This window comes from Escherichia sp. E2748 (genome assembly GCF_005781125.1).
Taxonomy (GTDB): domain Bacteria; phylum Pseudomonadota; class Gammaproteobacteria; order Enterobacterales; family Enterobacteriaceae; genus Escherichia.
The window spans coordinates 42,559-64,263 of record NZ_VATP01000019.1 but is presented as its reverse complement, the minus strand read 5'-3'; the positions used below and the strand labels follow the sequence as shown (position 1 = coordinate 64,263).

25 protein-coding genes are annotated in these 21,705 nt (G+C 50.5%); 12 read left to right on the top strand and 13 right to left on the bottom strand.

Going from position 1 to position 21,705, the window contains the following annotated elements; genetic code table 11:
* Positions 1-9 precede the first annotated feature (9 nt).
* A complete protein-coding gene (gene ulaE / locus FEK42_RS15300) occupies positions 10-864 on the top strand; it encodes an L-ribulose-5-phosphate 3-epimerase UlaE (RefSeq protein WP_000949511.1) in 855 nt (284 codons plus the stop codon).
* A complete protein-coding gene (gene ulaF / locus FEK42_RS15295) occupies positions 864-1,550 on the top strand; it encodes an L-ribulose-5-phosphate 4-epimerase UlaF (protein ID WP_135493291.1) in 687 nt (228 codons plus the stop codon). The genes ulaE and ulaF overlap by 1 nt, the downstream gene beginning before the upstream one ends.
* 129 nt (positions 1,551-1,679) lie before the next feature.
* Here the strand turns inward: ulaF and yjfY are convergent, their stop codons facing one another.
* Positions 1,680-1,955 carry a DUF1471 family protein YjfY gene (yjfY, locus tag FEK42_RS15290; protein WP_000492914.1) on the bottom strand — a complete coding sequence of 92 codons (276 nt, stop codon included), beginning with the start codon at positions 1,953-1,955 and terminating at the stop codon, positions 1,680-1,682.
* A gap of 326 nt (positions 1,956-2,281) precedes the next feature.
* On the opposite strand from yjfY, the gene rpsF reads away from it, so the two are divergent.
* The 6 genes from rpsF (at position 2,282) to FEK42_RS15255 (ending at position 5,374) form a co-directional block, all read left to right on the top strand.
* Positions 2,282-2,677: a 30S ribosomal protein S6 gene (gene rpsF, locus FEK42_RS15285; protein WP_001216676.1), complete on the top strand. Its 396-nt coding sequence runs from the start codon at positions 2,282-2,284 to the stop codon at positions 2,675-2,677.
* Positions 2,678-2,683: 6 nt separating this feature from the next.
* Entirely contained in the window at positions 2,684-2,998 is a 315-nt protein-coding gene (priB, locus tag FEK42_RS15280; RefSeq protein ID WP_001296681.1) for a primosomal replication protein N, read from the top strand.
* A 4-nt stretch (positions 2,999-3,002) separates the two neighbouring features.
* The gene (gene rpsR / locus FEK42_RS15275) at positions 3,003-3,230 is read left to right on the top strand and encodes a 30S ribosomal protein S18 (protein WP_000135199.1); all 228 of its coding nucleotides are present in this window, start codon (positions 3,003-3,005) and stop codon (positions 3,228-3,230) included.
* A gap of 41 nt (positions 3,231-3,271) precedes the next feature.
* Positions 3,272-3,721: a 50S ribosomal protein L9 gene (rplI, locus tag FEK42_RS15270; protein ID WP_001196062.1), complete on the top strand. Its 450-nt coding sequence runs from the start codon at positions 3,272-3,274 to the stop codon at positions 3,719-3,721.
* A 307-nt stretch (positions 3,722-4,028) separates the two neighbouring features.
* Positions 4,029-4,520 carry a helix-turn-helix transcriptional regulator gene (locus FEK42_RS15260; RefSeq protein ID WP_130206011.1) on the top strand — a complete coding sequence of 164 codons (492 nt, stop codon included), beginning with the start codon at positions 4,029-4,031 and terminating at the stop codon, positions 4,518-4,520.
* A 2-nt stretch (positions 4,521-4,522) separates the two neighbouring features.
* Positions 4,523-5,374 (top strand): hypothetical protein, encoded by an 852-nt coding sequence (locus tag FEK42_RS15255; RefSeq protein ID WP_135493292.1) that lies wholly within the window; start codon positions 4,523-4,525, stop codon positions 5,372-5,374.
* Positions 5,375-5,430: 56 nt separating this feature from the next.
* On the opposite strand, the gene FEK42_RS15250 is transcribed toward FEK42_RS15255, so the two are convergent.
* The 8 genes from FEK42_RS15250 to FEK42_RS15215 are packed head-to-tail and all read right to left on the bottom strand — an operon-like array spanning position 5,431 to position 14,354.
* Positions 5,431-6,402, bottom strand: coding sequence for a TRAP transporter substrate-binding protein (locus FEK42_RS15250; protein WP_135493293.1), 972 nt, complete (start codon positions 6,400-6,402; stop codon positions 5,431-5,433).
* 52 nt (positions 6,403-6,454) lie between these two features.
* A complete protein-coding gene (locus FEK42_RS15245; RefSeq protein ID WP_130206017.1) occupies positions 6,455-7,756 on the bottom strand; it encodes a TRAP transporter large permease in 1,302 nt (433 codons plus the stop codon).
* Positions 7,757-7,798: 42 nt separating this feature from the next.
* Positions 7,799-8,275: a TRAP transporter small permease gene (locus FEK42_RS15240; RefSeq protein WP_130259525.1), complete on the bottom strand. Its 477-nt coding sequence runs from the start codon at positions 8,273-8,275 to the stop codon at positions 7,799-7,801.
* A 20-nt stretch (positions 8,276-8,295) separates the two neighbouring features.
* The gene (locus FEK42_RS15235; RefSeq protein ID WP_135493294.1) at positions 8,296-10,377 is read right to left on the bottom strand and encodes an FAD-binding protein; all 2,082 of its coding nucleotides are present in this window, start codon (positions 10,375-10,377) and stop codon (positions 8,296-8,298) included.
* Positions 10,374-11,915 carry a CoA-transferase gene (locus FEK42_RS15230; RefSeq protein WP_130206023.1) on the bottom strand — a complete coding sequence of 514 codons (1,542 nt, stop codon included), beginning with the start codon at positions 11,913-11,915 and terminating at the stop codon, positions 10,374-10,376. Before FEK42_RS15230 ends, FEK42_RS15235 begins: the two co-directional genes overlap by 4 nt.
* A gap of 9 nt (positions 11,916-11,924) precedes the next feature.
* Entirely contained in the window at positions 11,925-12,701 is a 777-nt protein-coding gene (locus FEK42_RS15225; protein ID WP_135493295.1) for an enoyl-CoA hydratase/isomerase family protein, read from the bottom strand.
* 9 nt (positions 12,702-12,710) lie between these two features.
* Positions 12,711-13,553 (bottom strand): sugar phosphate isomerase/epimerase family protein, encoded by an 843-nt coding sequence (locus FEK42_RS15220; RefSeq protein ID WP_130206027.1) that lies wholly within the window; start codon positions 13,551-13,553, stop codon positions 12,711-12,713.
* Between the two features lie 9 nt (positions 13,554-13,562).
* Positions 13,563-14,354 (bottom strand): 3-ketoacyl-ACP reductase, encoded by a 792-nt coding sequence (locus FEK42_RS15215; protein ID WP_130216695.1) that lies wholly within the window; start codon positions 14,352-14,354, stop codon positions 13,563-13,565.
* A gap of 211 nt (positions 14,355-14,565) precedes the next feature.
* On the opposite strand from FEK42_RS15215, the gene FEK42_RS15210 reads away from it, so the two are divergent.
* Entirely contained in the window at positions 14,566-15,213 is a 648-nt protein-coding gene (locus tag FEK42_RS15210; RefSeq protein ID WP_130206029.1) for a TetR/AcrR family transcriptional regulator, read from the top strand.
* Here the strand turns inward: FEK42_RS15210 and ytfB are convergent.
* Positions 15,197-15,832 (bottom strand): cell division protein YtfB, encoded by a 636-nt coding sequence (gene ytfB, locus FEK42_RS15205; RefSeq protein ID WP_135493296.1) that lies wholly within the window; start codon positions 15,830-15,832, stop codon positions 15,197-15,199. The two genes, FEK42_RS15210 and ytfB, sit on opposite strands and share 17 nt — an antisense overlap.
* 217 nt (positions 15,833-16,049) lie before the next feature.
* On the opposite strand from ytfB, the gene fklB reads away from it, so the two are divergent.
* Together fklB and cycA are read left to right on the top strand one after the other, a co-directional pair.
* Entirely contained in the window at positions 16,050-16,670 is a 621-nt protein-coding gene (gene fklB, locus FEK42_RS15200) for an FKBP-type peptidyl-prolyl cis-trans isomerase (protein WP_135493297.1), read from the top strand.
* A 301-nt stretch (positions 16,671-16,971) separates the two neighbouring features.
* Positions 16,972-18,384, top strand: coding sequence for a D-serine/D-alanine/glycine transporter (gene cycA / locus FEK42_RS15195; protein WP_138211882.1), 1,413 nt, complete (start codon positions 16,972-16,974; stop codon positions 18,382-18,384).
* A gap of 44 nt (positions 18,385-18,428) precedes the next feature.
* Here the strand turns inward: cycA and ytfE are convergent, their stop codons facing one another.
* From ytfE to qorB, 3 genes are all read right to left on the bottom strand, one after another.
* Positions 18,429-19,091 (bottom strand): iron-sulfur cluster repair protein YtfE, encoded by a 663-nt coding sequence (gene ytfE / locus FEK42_RS15190; protein WP_000331451.1) that lies wholly within the window; start codon positions 19,089-19,091, stop codon positions 18,429-18,431.
* 107 nt (positions 19,092-19,198) lie between these two features.
* On the bottom strand, positions 19,199-20,164 hold the full coding sequence (locus FEK42_RS15185; protein WP_135493312.1) for a DMT family transporter: 966 nt from the start codon (positions 20,162-20,164) through the stop codon (positions 19,199-19,201).
* Positions 20,165-20,272: 108 nt separating this feature from the next.
* Positions 20,273-21,133 (bottom strand): NAD(P)H:quinone oxidoreductase, encoded by an 861-nt coding sequence (gene qorB, locus FEK42_RS15180; RefSeq protein ID WP_135493298.1) that lies wholly within the window; start codon positions 21,131-21,133, stop codon positions 20,273-20,275.
* 88 nt (positions 21,134-21,221) lie between these two features.
* Here qorB and FEK42_RS15175 point away from each other — a divergent pair, with 88 nt between their 5' ends.
* Entirely contained in the window at positions 21,222-21,602 is a 381-nt protein-coding gene (locus FEK42_RS15175; protein ID WP_000084622.1) for a helix-turn-helix domain-containing protein, read from the top strand.
* The last annotated feature ends 103 nt before the right edge of the window (positions 21,603-21,705 follow it).

Here is a 21,705-nt window from a genome sequence, read left to right as displayed (position 1 = left end):
GGAGCGGATATGTTGTCCAAACAAATCCCGCTTGGCATCTATGAAAAAGCGCTCCCCGCCGGGGAGTGCTGGCTGGAACGGCTGCAACTGGCAAAAACGCTGGGCTTCGATTTTGTCGAGATGTCGGTAGATGAAACTGACGAGCGCTTGTCGCGCCTCGACTGGAGCCGTGAGCAGCGTCTGGCGCTGGTGAATGCAATTGTTGAAACCGGCGTGCGTGTACCGTCCATGTGCCTTTCTGCTCATCGTCGTTTCCCGCTGGGCAGCGAAGATGATGCGGTGCGGGCGCAGGGGCTGGAGATTATGCGTAAAGCTATCCAGTTCGCCCAGGACGTCGGCATTCGCGTGATCCAGTTGGCGGGCTATGACGTTTACTATCAGGAGGCCAATAACGAAACGCGTCGTCGTTTCCGTGACGGCCTGAAAGAGAGCGTCGAGATGGCGAGCCGTGCGCAGGTCACGCTGGCAATGGAGATCATGGATTACCCATTGATGAACTCTATCAGCAAGGCGCTGGGCTACGCGCACTATCTCAACAATCCGTGGTTCCAGCTCTACCCGGATATCGGCAACCTGTCGGCGTGGGACAACGATGTGCAGATGGAGTTACAGGCCGGAATCGGGCATATCGTTGCGGTGCATGTGAAAGACACCAAACCTGGCGTCTTCAAAAACGTGCCGTTTGGTGAGGGTGTGGTGGATTTCGAACGTTGCTTCGAAACGCTCAAACAGAGTGGCTATTGCGGGCCCTATCTGATTGAGATGTGGAGCGAAACGGCGGAAGACCCGGCGGCAGAAGTGGCGAAAGCGCGTGATTGGGTGAAAGCGCGCATGGCCAAAGCAGGCATGGTGGAGGCGGCATAATGCAAAAGCTGAAACAGCAGGTATTTGAAGCCAATATGGATCTGCCGCGCTACGGGCTGGTGACCTTTACCTGGGGTAACGTCAGCGCCATTGACCGCGAACGCGGGCTGGTGGTGATCAAGCCCAGCGGCGTCGCCTACGAAACCATGAAAGCAGACGATATGGTGGTGGTCGATATGAGCGGCAAGGTGGTGGAAGGGGAGTATCGTCCGTCTTCCGACACTGCGACGCATCTCGAACTCTACCGTCGTTACCCGTCGCTTGGCGGCATTGTCCATACCCACTCCACTCATGCCACCGCATGGGCGCAGGCGGGGCTGGCGATCCCGGCGTTAGGCACCACGCACGCTGACTACTTTTTGGGCGATATCCCGTGTACGCGCGGGTTAAGCGAAGAAGAGGTGCAGGGCGAGTACGAACAGAACACTGGCAAAGTGATTATCGAAACGCTGGGTGACGCCGAGCCACTGCATACGCCGGGAATTGTGGTGTATCAGCACGGACCGTTTGCCTGGGGGAAAGATGCTCACGATGCGGTGCATAACGCGGTGGTGATGGAGGAAGTGGCAAAAATGGCGTGGATTGCGCGCAGTATTAACCCACAACTCAATCACATCGACAGCTTCCTGATGAATAAACACTTCATGCGTAAGCACGGTCCTAACGCCTATTACGGGCAGAAGTAAAACACGCGCTGCGGAAATTGCCTTCTTCGGGAGATAACTGGTCTGATTCCGCAGCCGTTTTTCAAAAAAATGCCCCCGGAGAAGGGGGCAAAGCAAACTATGGCAATGTTTCGTTGGTTATACCTGGTGCTAGCGATAAATATCCGCGCTGGCGTGCATATTGCCGTTACTCCCCGGTTCCCGCATCAGAATCACGTGGTAGTACGTTGCGCCTTGCGCATCTGTCTCTTCATTCAGTGCCTGGCGAGCTTCACTTTCAGTGGCGAAGTTATGGTTGATATAAATCACGCCTAAGCTCTGCACGTCGTCCATATTTCTGGCCTGGTGGTTATTAATTTCAATGGCTGCCCATGTATTTGCACTTAGCAAAAGCACAGCCAGAAGGGCTAAAACACGGCTGAACATAGATACCTCCTCAACGGCTGACTTTGTACGCGCTCCTCTGTGATGATCTTCTGATTTAATTTTAATCAATGATAAAGAAGTTGATGGTGACCATTTCTGATGCAGTTGTTCAAAAAAACGCCCTGATGGGATGTGATGAACTTCAAATCAGCGGGTTAGTACGATTTGGCGAAAGATGAGATTTATTTGTCGGCTGGCCTTGAGTTTAGCGGGGCATACAAGTACTATAACGCGTCATTTTTCAGCCGACCTTTAACACGTTCCTTGCCTCCCCGGGATTCGGCTGACCCAGACAGGAGGCTGAATAATCCGTAAGGAGCAATTCGATGCGTCATTACGAAATCGTTTTTATGGTCCATCCTGACCAGAGCGAACAGGTTCCGGGCATGATCGAGCGCTACACTGCTGCCATCACTGGTGCAGAAGGCAAGATCCACCGTCTGGAAGACTGGGGCCGCCGTCAGCTGGCTTACCCGATCAACAAACTGCACAAAGCACACTACGTTCTGATGAACGTTGAAGCTCCGCAGGAAGTGATCGATGAGCTGGAAACTACCTTCCGCTTCAACGATGCCGTTATCCGCAGCATGGTTATGCGTACCAAGCACGCTGTTACCGAAGCATCTCCGATGGTTAAAGCGAAAGACGAGCGCCGTGAGCGTCGCGATGATTTCGCAAACGAAACCGCAGATGATGCTGAAGCTGGGGATTCTGAAGAGTAATTTCTGATGACCAACCGTCTGGTGTTGTCCGGCACCGTGTGCAGGACTCCCCTTCGCAAGGTCAGTCCATCAGGAATTCCTCACTGCCAGTTCGTGCTTGAGCATCGTTCTGTGCAGGAGGAAGCCGGTTTTCACCGGCAGGCGTGGTGCCAAATGCCCGTTATTGTTAGCGGACACGAAAACCAGGCCATTACTCACAGTATAACGGTCGGCAGTCGCATAACCGTTCAGGGGTTCATTTCATGCCACAAGGCAAAGAACGGACTGAGCAAAATGGTTTTGCATGCCGAGCAGATTGAATTGATAGATTCTGGAGACTAGCCATATGGCACGTTATTTCCGTCGTCGCAAGTTCTGCCGTTTCACCGCGGAAGGCGTTCAAGAGATCGACTATAAAGATATCGCTACGCTGAAAAACTACATCACCGAAAGCGGTAAGATTGTCCCAAGCCGTATCACCGGTACCCGTGCAAAATACCAGCGTCAGCTGGCTCGCGCTATCAAACGCGCTCGCTACCTGTCCCTGCTGCCGTACACTGATCGCCATCAGTAATCGGTCACGGTCCATTAATACGACTTTGAGAGGATAAGGTAATGCAAGTTATTCTGCTTGATAAAGTAGCAAACCTGGGTAGCCTGGGTGATCAGGTAAACGTTAAAGCGGGCTATGCTCGTAACTTCCTGGTACCGCAGGGTAAAGCTGTTCCAGCTACCAAGAAAAACATTGAATTCTTCGAAGCACGTCGCGCTGAACTGGAAGCTAAACTGGCTGAAGTTCTGGCAGCAGCTAATGCTCGCGCTGAGAAAATCAATGCACTGGAAACTGTTACCATCGCGTCTAAAGCTGGCGACGAAGGTAAACTGTTCGGTTCCATCGGTACTCGCGACATCGCTGACGCTGTAACTGCAGCTGGCGTTGAAGTGGCTAAGAGCGAAGTTCGTCTGCCGAACGGCGTTCTGCGTACCACTGGCGAACACGAAGTGAGCTTCCAGGTTCACAGCGAAGTATTCGCGAAAGTGATCGTAAACGTAGTAGCTGAATAATTCGTTATTCAACGAGACGTAAAAACGCCGACCTTGTGTCGGCGTTTTGCTTTTAGTGATAAAAACCTCAGAAACAGCTGTTCCCTTCATAAAGTTCTCTTACTATTCCTTTTATAAAAAATTCTCAGGACCCATACCTGGCCCCCAGCCTCGCCGCTGGTAGCTCGTGTCATGTTTTTTTACGCGGAAAACATGACAAAAGCATCAATACAGCGTCTCCCTTGCAAGATAATAAAAACAATAAGTTATGTGCAAATGCGCTGTTATTTTATTGTTTTTTTAGATAAAAAGATAAAATATTATCATTATGGGTAAAAAAACAGCACCGTTACTCCCTTATACGAATCAGATGCTTAGTGAATTTGGTGAGCGGCTGAAACTTGCTCGTTTACGACGCAGGCTTACCGCAAAGCAAGTTGCTGAACGTGCCGGGATGTCGCCAATAACATTGCGTTCTCTGGAGTCAGGAAGTGCAGGGGTCACGATAGGGGCATATTTGTCTGTGATGCAGGTTTTGGGTCTGGAAACGGATTTAAATAAGCTTGCAGCTGAAGACGACTTAGGGCGTCAGCTCCAGGATTCCCGTTTGATTAAAAAAAGAGGGCTTGCTCGTTCATCCGGTAAGAATGACGAAGGGATTCAGACAGCCTCATTTCAGACGAAACGCGAGAAAGAAGGTCATCTCACCACGGATTTAACAGCGCTGGCAAAAGACTCAACGCCAACTAATCCAGGGGAAACGTCCACCTCTCTTGCTGCACTATTACAACCGATAAAAAAACCGATAAAAGGAAATTAATTATGGCATTAATCGGAGTGTATGCGGATTGGGAAGGCCTGGATGGTCCTGCGCGTATTGGTTATTTGCACAGTCGTCGCACCCGGGCGCGTGAGATATTTGAGTTTGAGTACGATAAAAAGGCGCTTGCAGATCCTGCACTTAATTTTATTCAGTTAGATCCTGAAATAATGTTGTATGAGGGAACACAGTACCCAATTCCTCCTAAGGATAAATTTGGTGCATTTAGTGATTCCTGCCCGGATCGTTGGGGACGCATGCTAATGAAGCGGCGTTTTGAGAGGGATATCCGAGACGGATTATTTGATAAAGACTCCCACCTTTATGAGTCTGCTTATTTATTAGGTGTACATGATCTTTATCGGGTTGGGGCTCTTCGATATAAACTTGAAGACACTGGAGAGTTTCTTGATAACCGCATTGATGTTGCAGCCCCACCATTTACCGAAATAGCGAGTCTGGAAAGAGCTAGCCGGGCAATTGAAGAAGATCCTGATAATAGAGAACTCATGGGGCAAAAATGGTTAAGAATGCTAATCGCACCTGGGGGCTCATTAGGAGGTGCGCGTCCGAAAGCCAGTGTTGTTGATGAAGCAGGACATCTCTACATCGCTAAATTTCCCAGTGTAAAAGATGAGTATGATGTTGGTGGATGGGAAATGGTCGTTAATGCACTTGATTTGGAATTAGCTCGAGAAGTTGCGGAGTATTTTCGACTTGGTTTGACAGAAGCAGATGACATTATTGCTAATTTTAGAGGAATTGTCAGTCAGTGGCGAACCATTGCCGAGCGTCTTAGATTACCTGGTCGTGAACAAGAGTTAATGGCAGAGGCGTTCAGGGCGTCAATTTAGAATAGTTATTTCGATATATTCGATGAGGGCCGCAATAAGCAGCCCTATTAAGATAATTACTTCGTCGCCTGAATGTCGGCCAGCATTGGGGCAAGGGCAGGGTTATCCTTAGCGAAGTTTGCGTACATTGGCTGTACTTTCTCGATAAACGGAGCTTTATCAACCTGGTAGACTTTCACGCCCATTTTATCCAGTTTCGCAAATTCTTGTTTCTCTTCTTCGCTCCACAAGTCTTTCATGTAGCTCATTGATTCTTTAGATGCTTTTAATATAGCAGCCTGATTTTCCGGGCTAAGTTTATCAAACGCAGCATTGCTCATCAGAACCACATCGGGAACCATAGTGTGTTCGTCAAGGCTGAAGGATTTTGCCACTTCACCGTGACGCATGGTGGTCAGCGCCATCACACTGTTTTCCGCCATATCGACCACGCCCTGCTGTAAGGCTGTATACAGCTCGCCGTAATCCAGTGGCGTCGGGTTACCGCCCATGACTTTGATCATTTCAACTGCGCCAGGACTTGGCTGGACACGGACTTTCATGCCTTTCAGATCGTCTGGTTTCAGTACCGGTTTATTGCCGTAGAAGCTGCGGGCGCCTCCATCATAAAAAGTCAGCCCGAAATAACCTTTGCTTTTCGTTGAGTCGAGGATTTTTCTCCCGATATCGCCCTGCATCACCTGATAATAATGATCACGATCGCGGAACAAATAAGGCAGGCTAAATAATTTATAAGAATTTTCAAATGATTCCATTTCTGCCGCATTGGTTTTTACCAGCGGAATAGCGCCAGAACGAATCAGCTCCATTGTTTCTCGTTGAGTACCCAATGTTCCATTTGGATAAATACGAATAGTAATATCACCGTTAGAGTACTCTTTGCTCTTTTTCGCAAAGAACTCCATCGCTTTATGAACAGGATGAGACTTATCCTGATTATGACTCAGTTTTAATGTCACTGCCCAGGACTGGCTTGCGGATAACATAAGAACAGCACCGATAATGCCAGCGGATACTTTTATTTTCATAGATGTTCCTTTTCTAATAAATATGGCGGCAGGTGCCGCCAGTGAATGCATATCAGTAGCCCAGTGCTCTTGGCAATGCCATACTGATTTGCGGAATATAGGTCACCATTGCCAGCACCAATACCATCACGGCATAGAATGGCAGCATAGGTTTGATAATTTTATTAATCGGTAATTTAGATACACTACAACCGACAAATAACACACTGCCTACAGGCGGAGTACAAATACCGATACACATGTTCAGTACCATGACAATACCAAAGTGAATCGGGTCCATGCCCAGTTCGGTGACAACCGGTAAAAATATCGGCGTAAAAATCAGTACCGCTGGCGTCATATCCATAAATGTGCCAATGATCAACAAGATAATATTGATAATAAGCAGGATTACTATTGGATTATCAGAAATGGTATTGAGCAAATCGAGGATCAGGAAGGGTACGTCAGCGTTGGACATAGCCCATGACATGCCCATTGAAGAACCGATCAATAACAAAACAATTGCGGTGGTAATGACGGATTCCAGAAATATTTTAGGCAAATCTTTAACTGAGATTTCACGATAAAGAACCAGCGCAAGGAAAAGGGTATAAATTACCGCAATTGCCGAAGCCTCTGTCGGGGTAAAAACACCGCTTAGTACACCGCCCATAATTAACACAATCAGGAAAATACTGGGGATCGCCATCCATATAGCCACTCCAGCCTGGCGTAAAGTTGGGCGTTCTGGTTTGGGGTATCCGCGACGTACCGCGATAATACCGGCGACGACCATCAGCGCCAGGCCCAGTAAAATTCCCGGAACATACCCTGCCAGGAACAGTGCAGCAATAGACGTACCGCCGCTGACCAGTGAATAGACGATCAACGTATTGCTTGGTGGAATAAGTAAACCAGTAGGAGCAGAAGCAACGTTAACCGCAGTGCTGAATGCCGGGTCGTAGCCTTCTTTAACCTGTTGCGGATGCATGACACCGCCCATCGCCGCCGCCGAAGCAACGGCTGAACCAGAAATTGCCCCGAACAGCATATTGGCAAGAATATTACAGTGAGCAAGTGAGCCTGGCAGACGACCGCCAAGAATTCGGGCAAAGTTAATTAGCCTTCGTGCTATTCCTCCATGATTCATAATGTTGCCAGACAAGATAAAAAATGGGATTGCCAACAACGTAAAACTATCTAACCCGGAGGCTAACTTTTGGGAAACCACACTCAATGCTGAGTTGAAATCGAGTTGTGTGGAAATTGATGCCAGTGTTGATAAACCAATGGCATAAACAATAGGTACACCTAATGCCAACATAAAAAAGAAGGCACCAAATAACACAATAATCGGTAACCAGTAATCCATAATTTCTCCATTCCTACTATGGTTGGTTGTTGTTTATTATCTTTAGCGTGGTTGTTTAAGTTCTGTTAAAACCATATCTATGGTGTATATAATAATAAGTACACCACTAATCGGGATGCTCATATAGATATATCCCATCTGCCAACCTAAAGCGGGTGAGGTTTGACCTGAATCGAATGTGTCCATAGTTAATAGCCCACCACCATATACCATAATGATGGTGGCGAAGATAATAACGATAGTCTGAATACACAAAAATAAATGACGCCGTGCTTTTCCTTTCAGCATCATAGGAAGCAGGTCAATCGCCAGGTGCCGGTTCTGCCCCGCGGTATAGGCACCACCAAAAAGGCCAAGACAAATAAAAAGCAAACGACTGAGCTCATCCGTAAATATACTGGGGCTTTTAAATATAAATCGTGCTACCACCTGCCATGTCACACATGCCACAATGATCGCCAAAATGGTAATATTCAATGTTGCAAGCAGAGCATTAATAGATCTAATTATATTTCGCATAGTGATTAACCTTTGCAATATCATTCATCCTGTGGCTGGTAAATTGTCCCATTAAGAAAACCAGGCCAGTTTTTTTCAAACCAAATGCCGCGGATAATGGGAAACTCACGAACAGGTGCTTTTCTGACGTGAAAGATACCATTGCAATAATGAATAAGTAGCTTATCTTTTTTATCCTCAGTACGCTCTGAACGAAAGCGCCAAGCATCACAAAAACCATTTCGTGTTTGCGGAATCGAATTTCCATCTCCGTCGAGAATAATACGAGCCCCACGGCTACCACCATCGGCATCAATATAATGCGTCAACTGTGTCAATACGGCAGCAGAGGTCAGCGTCATATGCCGCCACATAAACAGCTCGGCAATTTCGCCCACATGTTTGATAGCCAATCCATGCTGTTGGACAAATTCGTTCAATAGCAGGGCATCACGAGTGGCACGTCGGACTTTATCGGTATGGCAAATAAACCCCGCATGATCAGACATTCGTGCCTGAATTTTTTCCTTAACCAATGACAATGGCATCCCGGTCTCGTTATCGTGCGCCTGAGTAATGATCTCTCTTATGGACGCCAGGGCCGGAGCGGTCAGTTGTGCAATATCTCCATCAACAGACCGCTTTTGGGAGCAACCAATAAAACGCGCCAGGCGCACTGCAAAAACCTGTCCAGCATTCAGTGCCGCGCCGCCAGGCCGGGTAACGCCGTGAGTTCCGGCAACTTCTCCCACCGCGAAGCAACCAGGCAGGGAGGTTTGCCCCCAGATATCCACTTCTATACCGCCATTCATGTGCTGATTATTCATGGCAAACTGCAATGGCTGCGTGGTGAGATCGTAGCCGTGCATCTTGTACAGCGAGATAGACAGCGGATTCATTCGTTGCAGGCGTTCGATGGGCGATTGCGCCAGGGCGCCGTTGTTTTCAAGATATGCGCGAACGTCGTCGTCCAGTCGATCCAATGAGAACGGCAAATCACCAGGCACCGCTTCAGGATTGCGATTGAAATCCATAAATACCTGGCGACCTGATTGCTGTTCCTGCGCCACCGCCATGTCTAACAAGCTTGAACCAAAATCCATCACTCGTGTGGCGTGGAATGGCCACTGATAGCCTTTACGGAAGATGTTTGAAGCCAGTTCCTGGGTGGTGCGATAGTAATCTGCAAGGAAGTTATACTCGTTGCCCTCAGCATCCACAGAATAGATATACGGGATCACCTGCACATAGGTGCCGGATAAATTCCACGGAAACGTGCTGCGTGGCGTGCCTATACCAAACTGGCTTTCTGTCAGATTGGTTAGTGTCAGACCTTCTTCCAGGGCCAGTCCCAGCGAGCCGAAGCATTTATGTGGATAAACACTGTCGCGATAAAGCTCGCCCGGTCCGCCCGTTGCCAGTACCACATTGGGCGTAGTCACAATGGCCAGCCCCCAGGGGTTATGGGCGCGGGAACCGGTTGCGAGAATAGCCCCCGCAACGCGATCTTCGCCATTCTCTCCGCACTGATGCAGGAGCTTAATCACCGTTGCACTGGTCAACATTGGGATGGCGAGGCGCTGCACTTCCTCCAGCAATACTTTTACCATCAGGCGAGATGTCCGCGGTCCACAGGAGGTTGCGCGTCCGGCTTCGTCATGGTCGGTTTGATAACGGAGAATTGCGCCATAGCGATCTTCCGGTAATTCCAGACCAAGATATTGCAGACCGCCGAGGGTATGCAGGGAACCGACCGCCTCGACATAAGCGGTGTCGTGATCCATTGCGCCACCGCTCGCCAGTGCCTCGGCCAGTTTGGCAAAATTGTCTCCGTTGCCCGCAGTAGCGGCGGTAAACAGTGTTTGTTTATCAGAACCGGAACACGCTGACGTTCCCATGTATAACCCGGCGGTGGCGACCAGCACATTTTGCTGGCGACGTTTCAGCTCAACCGCCGCACGTAATCCTGCTGCGCCGCTACCAACGACCAGCGCATCAACTTGCCAGATCGGGTAATCAACATCCTCAACGGTGACAATTGACGTTGGTTCTGCTGACACAAACCCCTTTGGAAAAGTGACGTGCGTCAGCGAATCGAGGATGGCGTCATCAAGCTGGCTCATGCATCCTCCATCGGCGTAAACAGGCTGCTTTCCATCAGACGTGGTTGCCTGATAATCGGGCGGAAGGCCATGAACGGCAGAATGTCGCGCTCAATCTCCACACCTGGCGCGATCTCAATTAATTCAACGCCTTCTGCCGTTAACTGGAATACCGCGCGTTCGGTGATATACAGCACCTCCTGACCGCTTTGCTGTGCGTACGCGGCGCTAAAGGTAATTTTTTCCACCTGAGTAACCAGTTTGGGGATTTGACCTGACTGGGCGATATGCAGGCCATCTGGCGTTACATCGATTTTGCTGCCTTTGGCGTCAAACGTGCCGCAGAACACCACTTTTCGGGCGTTTTGTGCAATTTCGAGGAAGCCGCCGGGGCCGATCAGATTGCCGTTGAGATGCGAAACGTTGACGTTGCCGTGCTGATCCATCTCACCCATGCCGAGGAAAGTGATATCGATCCCGCCGCCGCTGTAGAACTCGAATTGATCCAGCGAAGGGATAATGGCGTCGGCGTTACGGGCGCAGCCAAAAAACGCGTCATCCAGCATCATGCCGTTATGTACGCCTTGCTCAACACTTAGCCACAAACTTTGATAAGGCACGCCTTCACGCAGCGCAACGCCAGGAATACCGCCCGGAATACCAAAGCCAAAGTTGGTTGAAGCACCAGCTACCAGTTCACGTGCTGCCCGACGGGCAATCAGACGACGTACCGGATGACTAACCAGTTCAATAGCGTCGTTAGAACTCAGACGGCGATGTTGACCACTAATTGTCAGGTCGTAACCACCAAGATAGGTTTGCGGTTGTTCGCGGTGTTCAACGATGCCATCGACCAGAATCCCCGGAAGCTTGACTCTACGTGGTTCAAGCGCGCCTGCTTCCAGTACATCGCGCACCTGTACGAACACTTTGCCGCCGCTGTTGTGTGCTGCCAGCGCCATCGAATAGCTATCCATATCAATCGCTTCTTCTTCGAGGCTGACGTTGCCACGCGGATCGGCATAAGTGCCGCGCAAAATGGCATAGTCCACTTTGAAAGGGCGATAGCGGAGTTTGGTTTCACCATCAATTTCAATCAGTTCTACCAGATCATCGGTGGTGCAAGCGTTTGACTTCCCGCCGCCATTACGCGGATCAACAAACGATCCCAACCCTACGTGGGTAAAAAGTCCCGGACGTCCGGCGCCGATCTCCCGCAGCAGAGCCTGAATTACGCCGCCCGGGAAGCAGTAGGCTTCAATGGCATTGTTTTTCACCAGTTCCTGCATTTTGGGCGACCAGGTAAAGTGTCCGGCAATTATGCGTTTGAGCATTTCGGCATGAGCGAAGCGATTGGTACCTTTGCTGTCGCGATCGCCAATACCCAGCGAGTGGATTAATGTCAGATCGCGCGGGTGTCCGGTTTGCAGGAAACGAGCTTCAATGGCTGCCAGAATATGGTCAGCTTCCACCATGCCGCCGCCGTTACCGCTAATGGCAATGGTTGCGCCGTCCTGAATTTGCGCCGCCAGTGCCTCGGCGGTTGTTATCTTACGCATACAATTTCCTTATTGATTGTGGAAGCTCACGCTACTTTTTTCGGCAAACGCGCGCGTCGCCTGCTGGCAATCCTGAGTGGCGGACATTAACCCTGCCAGTAACTGGTGCGAGTAATCGGCGTGTTTATTTTCCAGCGCCAGAATCAGTTGCTTAATATGCGCCAGTGCCACCGGACCACATTTTTCCAGCTGCGCTAACTGATTCGCCATCCAGCTTTCTACCTGTTCTTTTTCCACCACTTCATCAATTAAATTCGCCGCCTGGGCTTCATGTGCCGTCAGACGTTTACCCAGCATCAGCATCTGGCGACCAACCACCGGGCCAACCTGATTAAGCACGCGCTCAATGCCCATCCAGCCTGGCACCATGCCGAGGATCACTTCAGGATTAGAGAATTTCGCGTGGGGGCGAGCGATACGAATATCACAGCACAAGGCGAGTTCAATCCCACCGCCAATGGTATGACCGTTGAGATTCGCAACGGTTAATTGGGGTAAATTGCGCAGACGATTAAAAACGTCATTACCGCGTTTAATCCATTTTCTGCCCATATCTAATGGCGAATAGGCTGACCACGATTTAATATCGCCGCCTGCACAAAAGAATTTATCGCCGGTAGCAGTTAATTCGACTAATCGTAATGTGGTGTCGTTTTCAATTTCATTTAAATAATGATCGAGAGATTCGATCATTTCTTCATTAATAGCATGACATTTATCTTCACGGTTCAATGTCAGGCGGCAGGTAGCCGCCGCTCTGCTGAACAGAACGGGTTGGTCACTCATGTTCATTCCTTAACAATAATGTGCGATGCGATCGACGCTAATATCCAGCGTGCTGTTAATATCTTTCTGCCACCAGTACGGCGAGAATATTTCCAGTTCAATAGCGCCATTAAATCCGGCGTTTTCAACCAGCCGACGGATTGACGGAATATTGATGACGCCATCTCCCGGCATTCCCCGATCATTGACCAGATCGGTGGTTGGTACTAACCAGTCGGAAACATGAAACGCGAGAATGCGTTTTCCGGCACGCAGGATTTGGCTGGCGAGCTCCGGATCCCACCAAACGTGGTAGACATCTACCGCGACGCCGAGGCCAAATTCGCCATCGGGATCGAGTTCATCACACCAGTCCAGCGCCTGGCGTAACGTGCACAAACAGGAACGATCGGCTGCGGTCATCGGGTGCAGCGGTTCCAGCGCAATCGGCACGCCGACCTCTTTCGAATGCGGTAGTAACTGGCGAATCCCTTGTTTCACCTGTTCCCGCGCCTCATACAGATCTTTTGTACCCGTTGGCAGTCCACCAACCACCTGCATATAACAGGCGGCGTTAAGCACGGCGGCGTCGTCCAGCGCCCGGCGGTTATCATCAATCGCTAGTTTGCGTTCCGCCAGCGTCGGTGCGGTGTAGTAAGTGCTACGGCACAAACCGGAAACGCTCATGTTACTGGCGGCGAGTTGGCGGGCGATCTGCTGGAGATCTTCGCCCTGCAATTCTCTGCGCCAGGGGGCTATTGCGCCAATACCGCGCGCGGCGCAAGCGTCAATAATGGCGGGCAGCGGCGTTTTATAACCCAGTGTCGCGGTATTAATGCTGAATAAATCAGGGCGTTGTAACAGATCTCTCATGATTCAGCCTCAGAAGCGCGGCATACTTAAGCCGCCGTCGATGGCGACCGCCTGACCACAGGTGTAAATCAGTTTGCCTTCCGCCATCGCGCGGACAGTGGAGGCGATATCAGCCGGATAACCCCAACGTCCCCACGGCACCAGACCTTTGGCAATCAATTCGTCGTAATAGGCGGTTGCCGGAATGGTCATATCGGTTTTAATTAGGCCAGGGCGCACTTCATAGACGCCAATTTGTTCGTTACAAAGGCGAGCGGCAAACAGACGAGCAGCGGCAGAAACGGCGGTTTTGGCAATGGTGTATTCGCCGCGATTCATCGCCAGCATGATGGCGTTTATGGAACTGACAAAAATAATCGAACGGTGCGGCAGCTCCGCTTCCGGCTTCGGCTGTGCGAGCAGACGTTTACTGAATGCCTGAGCGAGGAAGAACGGTGCGCGGGTATTGATGGCAATGTTTTGGTCGAAACTGTCTGGTTCGAGATCGAGGAGGTCACCGCGCTTTTTCACTGAAATCCCTGCGTTGTTGAGCAGACAGTCCAGACGCCCCCACTGGTTTTGCGCCGCGTCGAGCATCTCTTCATGTAGGGAGAGATCGCCGACATCGGCAGGGAAGCAAATGACTTCCACGCCTTCTGCCATACATTCTTGTTGTGTGATATGCAGTTTTTCTACGCTGTCGGCATCAGGGCGATCGTTAATCAGCAGGTTAAACCCGCCACGAGCAAGTTCCAGCGCACAACCCTTTCCAATACCACGTGCAGCGCCAGTGATGACAGCAACAGGACGAGTGGATTTCATAGGTTAATCCTCTTTTTTTGAATATTGTTTCCTTAAGTGATGGTTAGCTTGCAACTAGTTAGTAAAAAGATCAACCATCTGGTTGGTTGATCTGCGATAATGATCACAGGACATTTGATAACTCGATGAAAGACAATGTTTTGCCTTTTTGCTGTCGCTGAGATCAAATACGGTTATGATAGCCATCACGAAGAAGACGTGGGGAAGCGGAATGTATCTTGATACCAGTCACGCGCAAAACCTGAAGGAAAAATTGTTGTTATGCGCAGTCAATGAATTTGCCGAATATGGCTACGAAGGGGCCAGAGTCGATAATATTGTGAAGGCCGCAGGGTGCAGTAAACAGACGGTTTATCACCACTTCGGGAACAAAGAAAATTTATTTATTGAAGTTCTGGAATATACCTGGAATGATATTCGGCAAAAAGAAAGATCCCTTGATGTTTCTGGCCTTCCGCCACAAAAAGCCATAGAGGAAATTATCGATTTCACCTGGGATTATTATATATCTAATCCCTGGTTTCTAAAGATCGTGCATAGCGAAAACCAAAGTAAAGGTGTGCATTATGCGAAATCACAGCGCCTCCAGGATATTAACCACGCGCACTTGCAGTTAATGGAGTCATTATTGGCTGAAGGGAAGAAACGTAATATTTTTAAGCCAGATATCGACCCGCTGCAGGTGAATATTAATATTGCTGCACTCGGGGGATATTATTTGATAAACCAGCATACACTTGGCCTGGTTTATCACATCAGTATGGTTTCACCGCAGGCGCTGGAAGCCAGACGTAAGGTCATCAAAGAAACTGTCCTTAGCTGGCTTCTGATTGACCCTTCAGCTATCGAGCGCGAATAAAACTGCCATCCGGCTGGCGGGTAAACAAGACTTGTTGATTATTCCCCGTATCAATGGTTAAGCCCGTCACCACGCCGCTGGCGTTCTGGCGGATTTTCACTATCTGCCCGTTTTGCAAATTACTTAATGGTTTACCTGCGCCTTCTACCTGTGCCATTGCGTATACATCGGTAGGAGGCAGACCGTGGTCGCGGAACAGTTGTGCCATCGTTTTACCGGCTTCAACACGATAAGAGCGCCATTGATTGTCAATGCCGCTATCTGGCTGGAAAGGTTGCGCTTGCGTAGTTTGCTGCTCTTCCGGTTGACCTTCCTGTATTGGTTCTGGAGCGACCGGGGCAACTTGATCCGGATCGTTTTGCGGCGTAACTAGCTGCGCCCGAAGTTGTTCTTCTGTCGGCGGCTGAGATTGCGACTGAATATCCAGCTGCGCTTCACGCGTCACGACGGGGGAGTCGGGCGCATCCTCAGACGGAAGCATAAAACCGACCACCAAAATAATGGCGGCAATAATAATCCCCCGACGATGCATCGGTGGTAGCGGATCCATGAAGCGAAAGTTGTCCGGCGCGTGCCAGACCTTCTCCAGGGTTGGTTTTAGTTCAAAGCGCCCGGGCATGGTTTCCTCCTGCTCCGCGTCTTGTTCCTCAATCATAGCCTATGAATAAGCTAACGCTATGATGTCCGTGGTAAACCCGCCTCTATTATATTCATACGGGATATTGCTATTGTTTCTTTTTCCCCGGGATTTGTCATCACTCTCGCGACAAAGTTTTACCCAAGGAAGTGTGGCTGATATGCTGCCCGTTACTTTATACCCCGAGGAAGGAAATACGATGACCACCCCAACTTTTGACACCATCGAAGCGCAAGCAAGCTACGGCATTGGTTTGCAGGTAGGGCAACAACTGAGTGAATCTGGTCTGGAAGGGCTGCTGCCAGAAGCGCTGGTTGCAGGTATTGCCGACGCGCTGAAAGGCAAACATCCGGCTGTTCCGGTTGATGTGGTGCACCGCGCGCTGCGTGAAATCCATGAACGTGCCGATGCTGTTCGTCGTCAGCGTTTCCAGTCGATGGCTGCTGAAGGTGTGAAATATCTTGAAGAAAACTCTAAAAAAGAAGGCGTGAACAGCACTGAATCCGGCCTGCAATTCCGCGTGATCAACCAGGGCGAAGGCGCAATTCCTGCCCGTACCGACCGCGTCCGCGTTCATTACACCGGTAAATTGATCGACGGCACTGTATTTGACAGCTCTGTTGCCCGTGGCGAACCGGCTGAATTCCCGGTGAACGGCGTGATCCCTGGCTGGATTGAAGCACTGACTCTGATGCCAGTAGGTTCTAAGTGGGAACTGACGATCCCGCAGGAACTGGCCTATGGCGAGCGTGGCGCTGGCGCGTCCATCCCTCCGTTCAGCACCCTGGTGTTTGAAGTCGAGCTGCTGGAAATCCTCTAAACAGCGTATTCTGTTCCCCTCGAGCCAGAGGGGAGCAGGCATTTAGCAATAAACCCTTCAGTTTGCCAATAGGCGATATTTTGTGTTGCAAACACTCCGTAAGCGTGTATTTTTGTGAGCTGTTTCGCGTTATCACCGTGATATGACACTCACTTTAAACATAAAATTAACATTAGATCTAAATCTTAGTATTCATCCCACGTATTGTTTCCTAATATCGATGAGTCCCGATACAGATTCGTCGTATCATAGACTGACTAAAGGCCGCAGAGCCTGAACAACACAGACAGGAAGAAAAAACATGGTAGATCAGGTAAAAGTCGTTGCCGATGATCAGGCTCCGGCTGAACAGTCGCTACGGCGCAATCTCACAAACCGGCATATTCAGCTTATTGCCATTGGCGGCGCCATTGGTACGGGGTTGTTTATGGGATCCGGTAAAACAATCAGTCTTGCCGGGCCGTCGATCATTTTCGTTTATATGATCATCGGTTTTATGCTCTTTTTCGTGATGCGGGCAATGGGGGAATTGCTGCTTTCGAATCTGGAATACAAATCTTTTAGTGACTTCGCTTCCGATTTATTAGGGCCGTGGGCAGGATATTTCACTGGCTGGACTTATTGGTTCTGCTGGGTGGTTACCGGTATGGCGGACGTGGTTGCCATCACGGCTTATGCGCAGTTCTGGTTTCCGGGGCTATCTGACTGGGTCGCCTCGCTGGCGGTGATAGTGCTGTTGCTGACCCTGAACCTCGCCACCGTGAAAATGTTCGGTGAGATGGAGTTCTGGTTTGCGATGATCAAAATCGTCGCCATCGTGTCGTTGATTATCGTCGGCCTGGTCATGGTGATGATGCACTTCCAGTCTCCAACCGGTGTGGAAGCGTCATTTGCGCATTTGTGGAATGACGGCGGCTGGTTCCCGAAAGGCTTAAGCGGCTTCTTTGCCGGATTCCAGATAGCGGTTTTCGCTTTCGTGGGGATTGAGCTGGTAGGTACTACTGCTGCGGAAACCAAAGATCCTGAGAAATCACTGCCGCGCGCAATTAACTCTATTCCGATCCGCATTATTATGTTCTACGTCTTCGCGCTGATTGTGATTATGTCCGTGACGCCGTGGAGTTCGGTAGTCCCGGATAAAAGCCCGTTTGTTGAACTGTTCGTGTTGGTGGGGCTGCCTGCTGCTGCCAGCGTGATCAACTTTGTGGTGCTGACGTCTGCGGCTTCTTCTGCTAACAGTGGCGTCTTCTCTACTAGTCGCATGCTGTTTGGTCTGGCGCAGGAAGGTGTGGCGCCGAAAGCGTTCGCTAAACTCTCTAAACGCGCCGTACCAGCGAAAGGGCTGACCTTCTCTTGTATCTGTCTGCTCGGCGGCGTGGTGATGTTGTACGTGAATCCAAGCGTGATTGGCGCGTTCACGATGATCACGACGGTTTCCGCAATTCTGTTTATGTTCGTCTGGACGATTATCCTTTGTTCGTACCTGGTGTATCGCAAACAGCGCCCGCACCTGCATGAGAAGTCAATCTACAAGATGCCGCTCGGCAAGCTGATGTGCTGGGTATGTATGGCGTTCTTTGTGTTCGTCATCGTGCTGCTGACGCTGGAAGATGACACCCGCCAGGCGCTGCTGGTTACCCCACTGTGGTTTATCGCGCTGGGGCTGGGCTGGCTGTTTATTGGTAAGAAGCGGGCTGCTGAACTGCGGAAATAACCGCATTATCATGCTGGATGGCGCAATGCCATCCAGCTTTTAGATCACTCACCCGCCAGCGCGCGCGGGAACAGTACATTGTTTTCCAGACTGATGTGCTCCATCAGGTCATCAATCAGTTCATTAATGCCGTTATACATCGCTTTCCAGGTGGTGCAGGCTTCCGGCGGCGGTGTGACGTTATTGGTGGTGTGTTTAATCACTTCCAGCAGTTCACCCGCTTCATCGTGCTCGCTTTCCATCACGCTGATTGGCCCCATTGCCTGGCTGCCCATGCCTTGTTTGATCATCGGGAAGAGGATCTGCTCTTCTTTCATCATGTGGCTGGAAAGCTCTTCATGCAGCATAGTCAGATATTTTGTCAGCCCTTTTGGCACGCTCGGTTTGTCGGCGTGAACGCGCTCGACTTTAGTCGCTTGCAGGATCAGCTCCGGCAACTGCTCGCGGTGACGATCGTGGTAGCGCACGATGATATGGTCAATGATTTCTGCCAGCGGGGCGCTACGCCAGTCTTTCTCAATCGGTTGTTCAGCGAGCTTTGCCAGTTCAGCTTCAATGACGTCAACATCCAGCTCTTTACGTGCCGCAGCACGAGCCAGCGTCTGCTTACCGCCACAGCAGTAATCCATATCATATTTACGAAACAGAGCCGAAGCGCGAGGAATAGAGAGCGCCAGTTCACCTAAAGGTTGGTCGCGATAAGCCATAGCTGATACCTCATTCTTAATAATATAAGATGTATTTTAAATGCATCTTTAAGGCAAAAGCTATAACCCTTACGTAGCAGAGGCTTATTTAACTCACTTCCAGCATGTCAACTTTCTGAGACAGATTCAGTTAAAGGCTTTTCCGGTTTTGCTCTGACTGCAATGACCACGCCAACCACTAACAGCGCGATACCGCTCAGCGTCATCAGCGGTGGAATTTGTTGGCGTAGCAAAAAGGTGTACAGCAAACCTGCCAGCGTTTCGAAAACAATCAGCGGCCCGAGAATCACTGTCGGTAATCGCTGGCTGGCGACGTTCCAGCAAAGCGCGCCGACCCATGAGCAAAGCACGGCAATCGCAATCATCAGGCTGATAAACACCAGCGGACGGGGGCCAAAGGGTAGGGAGAATTGCGGCGTTTGGGTATTCAGCCAGTAACAAGCGACGAGATAGCCGATGAGAGAAACCGGCAGTGTGACCAGTGCCTGGGCCGTCGCCCACATCATTGGATGTTTGTCTGGGTTTTCCCGCAGCCAGCGGGCGTTGCGCAGGGCATACCACGCCCAACAGACTACAGAGACTGACGCCAGCACGATGCCTGAGGTATAACGAGCCCAGTCAAAATCGGGGTGTCCGTGGTTTAACTCAGCAATATTCACACACGCCAGGCCGATGCCAATACAAACCAGCGCCGGGGCGAGTTTTCCCCACGCGAGTTTGCCGTCGCGCTGGCTATAAAGCAGATTGGCGAAGACAGGAATAACTACCGGCAGAGTTCCGATAATCATCGTGGAAACAGGCGCGCCGGTACGTTGAATGGCACTGGCGAGACAGAAGTAATAGATGAGGTTGCCCATCATGGTGAGCATTAGTGCGGTAAGCCAGTCGCGACGCGCCAACTGACGCAGACGCACGCGTCCCAGCCAGGCAATGGGCAGCGCAATTAACCCTAACGCCAGATAACGCCCCATCGACTGCAACATCGCCGGGTATTCTGGCACGATCAACGGCCCGACAAAAATAAGCCCCCACATCAACCCTGCTAACAGGGCGTACAGCACGCCGCTAATCATCACTGGCATCCATTGGTCTGTCAGAAGAAATATTCAGGGAACAGACGTGGTCGTTCCCCGCATCCCGTCATTATCAGAGAGGATGCGGGAGGATGCCACTTTAATTAACTAGTTATTAACATTAAAAAGATGGCTTACGCTTTCGGCTAGCGTTGTCGTTGGGCGGCCAATTAATTTGCTAAGCGTTTTGCTGTCATCAAACAGACCGCCTTTCGATGCGCCAACGTCAGAATCCGCCAGCATATCCGCCAGTCCGCCAGGCAGTCCGACGCTTTTCAGTGCCGCGGCGAAATCGGCTTCGCTCAGGTTTTGATAGGTAACCTGTTTGCCGCTCTGTTTGGTCAGCTCTGCCGCTAACTGTGTCAGCGTCCAGGCACTATCACCTGCCAGTTCATAAATTTTGCCTTCGTGGCCTGTTTCGCTCATTACGCGCGCCGCAGCTTCTGCATAATCTGCGCGCATGGCTGAGGCAATTTTGCCATCGCCCGCGGCACCGATAAATACGCCGTGCTCCAGTGCTGCCGGGGCGCTGGCGAGGTAGTTTTCGGTGTACCAGCCGTTACGCAGCAGGGTATAAGCGATGCCAGAATCAGCCAGCATTTTCTCGGTTTCGATGTGCTCATCGGCGAGGCCGAGCGGTGAGGTATCTGCATGTAGCAGGCTGGTATAAGCGATAAATTTCACGCCAGCCGCCTTTGCGGCATTAATAACATTACGATGCTGCGGGGCACGTTGACCCACTTCGCTGGAAGAGATCAGCAGCAGTTTTTCCACGCCCTGTAGCGCAGATGTCAGTGCGGCTTCATTTCCGTAGTCAGCCTGACGCACGGCAATGCCTTGTGCGTTCAATGCATGGGCTTTTTCCGGATTGCGGACAATAGCCACTATTTGGCTGGCAGAAAGCGATTTCATCAAGGATTCAATAACATAGTGACCAAGTTGGCCAGTTGCGCCAGTAATAGCGATCATGGGAAGTCTCCATCTGTTTGTCTTGTGTTTAAATACGCTAACACCTAAACTTACTTTTAGTAAGTACGTACAAAAAGGTAAGTATGAGATGAGTCAGGTTAGCCTGTCGCAACAACTGAAAGAGGGAAATCTCTTTGCTGAACAGTGCCCTTCGCGCGAGGTGTTGAAACACGTCACCAGCCGTTGGGGGGTATTGATTCTGGTGGCGCTACGCGAAGGTACTCATCGCTTTAGCGACCTGCGGCGCAAAATCGGCGGGGTGAGTGAAAAGATGCTTGCGCAGTCGTTACAGGCGTTAGAGCAGGATGGTTTTCTTAACCGTATCGCGTATCCGGTGGTGCCGCCGCATGTGGAATATAGCCTCACGCCGCTGGGCGAGCAGGTGAGCGAAAAGGTTGCTGCACTGGCGGACTGGATTGAGTTGAATTTGCCCGAGGTGTTGGCGGTGCGGGATGAACGTGCGGCATAACAGCCGGATGCGCTGCGCTTCTACGGCCTACGGTTCATAGCTTGTAAGGCGGATAAGGTGCGTCAGCATCGCATCCGCCAGGAAGAGCCGGATGCGCTGCGCT

Excerpts from the sequence above, each read along its gene's own strand:
- FEK42_RS15260 (WP_130206011.1), top strand. The coding sequence starts at position 4,029 with ATGGGTAAAAAAACAGCACCGTTACTCCCTTATACGAATCAGATGCTT.
- FEK42_RS15210 (WP_130206029.1), top strand. The coding sequence starts at position 14,566 with ATGTATCTTGATACCAGTCACGCGCAAAACCTGAAGGAAAAATTGTTG.
- yjfY (WP_000492914.1), bottom strand. The coding sequence starts at position 1,955 with ATGTTCAGCCGTGTTTTAGCCCTTCTGGCTGTGCTTTTGCTAAGTGCA.
- FEK42_RS15255 (WP_135493292.1), top strand. The coding sequence starts at position 4,523 with ATGGCATTAATCGGAGTGTATGCGGATTGGGAAGGCCTGGATGGTCCT.
- qorB (WP_135493298.1), bottom strand. The coding sequence starts at position 21,133 with ATGATCGCTATTACTGGCGCAACTGGCCAACTTGGTCACTATGTTATT.
- priB (WP_001296681.1), top strand. The coding sequence starts at position 2,684 with ATGACCAACCGTCTGGTGTTGTCCGGCACCGTGTGCAGGACTCCCCTT.
- fklB (WP_135493297.1), top strand. The coding sequence starts at position 16,050 with ATGACCACCCCAACTTTTGACACCATCGAAGCGCAAGCAAGCTACGGC.
- rpsF (WP_001216676.1), top strand. The coding sequence starts at position 2,282 with ATGCGTCATTACGAAATCGTTTTTATGGTCCATCCTGACCAGAGCGAA.
- ytfB (WP_135493296.1), bottom strand. The coding sequence starts at position 15,832 with ATGCCCGGGCGCTTTGAACTAAAACCAACCCTGGAGAAGGTCTGGCAC.
- FEK42_RS15230 (WP_130206023.1), bottom strand. The coding sequence starts at position 11,915 with ATGCGTAAGATAACAACCGCCGAGGCACTGGCGGCGCAAATTCAGGAC.
- FEK42_RS15185 (WP_135493312.1), bottom strand. The coding sequence starts at position 20,164 with ATGATTAGCGGCGTGCTGTACGCCCTGTTAGCAGGGTTGATGTGGGGG.
- FEK42_RS15220 (WP_130206027.1), bottom strand. The coding sequence starts at position 13,553 with ATGAGAGATCTGTTACAACGCCCTGATTTATTCAGCATTAATACCGCG.
- ulaF (WP_135493291.1), top strand. The coding sequence starts at position 864 with ATGCAAAAGCTGAAACAGCAGGTATTTGAAGCCAATATGGATCTGCCG.
- ulaE (WP_000949511.1), top strand. The coding sequence starts at position 10 with ATGTTGTCCAAACAAATCCCGCTTGGCATCTATGAAAAAGCGCTCCCC.
- FEK42_RS15250 (WP_135493293.1), bottom strand. The coding sequence starts at position 6,402 with ATGAAAATAAAAGTATCCGCTGGCATTATCGGTGCTGTTCTTATGTTA.
- ytfE (WP_000331451.1), bottom strand. The coding sequence starts at position 19,091 with ATGGCTTATCGCGACCAACCTTTAGGTGAACTGGCGCTCTCTATTCCT.
- rpsR (WP_000135199.1), top strand. The coding sequence starts at position 3,003 with ATGGCACGTTATTTCCGTCGTCGCAAGTTCTGCCGTTTCACCGCGGAA.
- FEK42_RS15175 (WP_000084622.1), top strand. The coding sequence starts at position 21,222 with ATGAGTCAGGTTAGCCTGTCGCAACAACTGAAAGAGGGAAATCTCTTT.
- FEK42_RS15235 (WP_135493294.1), bottom strand. The coding sequence starts at position 10,377 with ATGAGCCAGCTTGATGACGCCATCCTCGATTCGCTGACGCACGTCACT.
- FEK42_RS15215 (WP_130216695.1), bottom strand. The coding sequence starts at position 14,354 with ATGAAATCCACTCGTCCTGTTGCTGTCATCACTGGCGCTGCACGTGGT.
- FEK42_RS15240 (WP_130259525.1), bottom strand. The coding sequence starts at position 8,275 with ATGCGAAATATAATTAGATCTATTAATGCTCTGCTTGCAACATTGAAT.
- cycA (WP_138211882.1), top strand. The coding sequence starts at position 16,972 with ATGGTAGATCAGGTAAAAGTCGTTGCCGATGATCAGGCTCCGGCTGAA.
- FEK42_RS15225 (WP_135493295.1), bottom strand. The coding sequence starts at position 12,701 with ATGAGTGACCAACCCGTTCTGTTCAGCAGAGCGGCGGCTACCTGCCGC.
- FEK42_RS15245 (WP_130206017.1), bottom strand. The coding sequence starts at position 7,756 with ATGGATTACTGGTTACCGATTATTGTGTTATTTGGTGCCTTCTTTTTT.
- rplI (WP_001196062.1), top strand. The coding sequence starts at position 3,272 with ATGCAAGTTATTCTGCTTGATAAAGTAGCAAACCTGGGTAGCCTGGGT.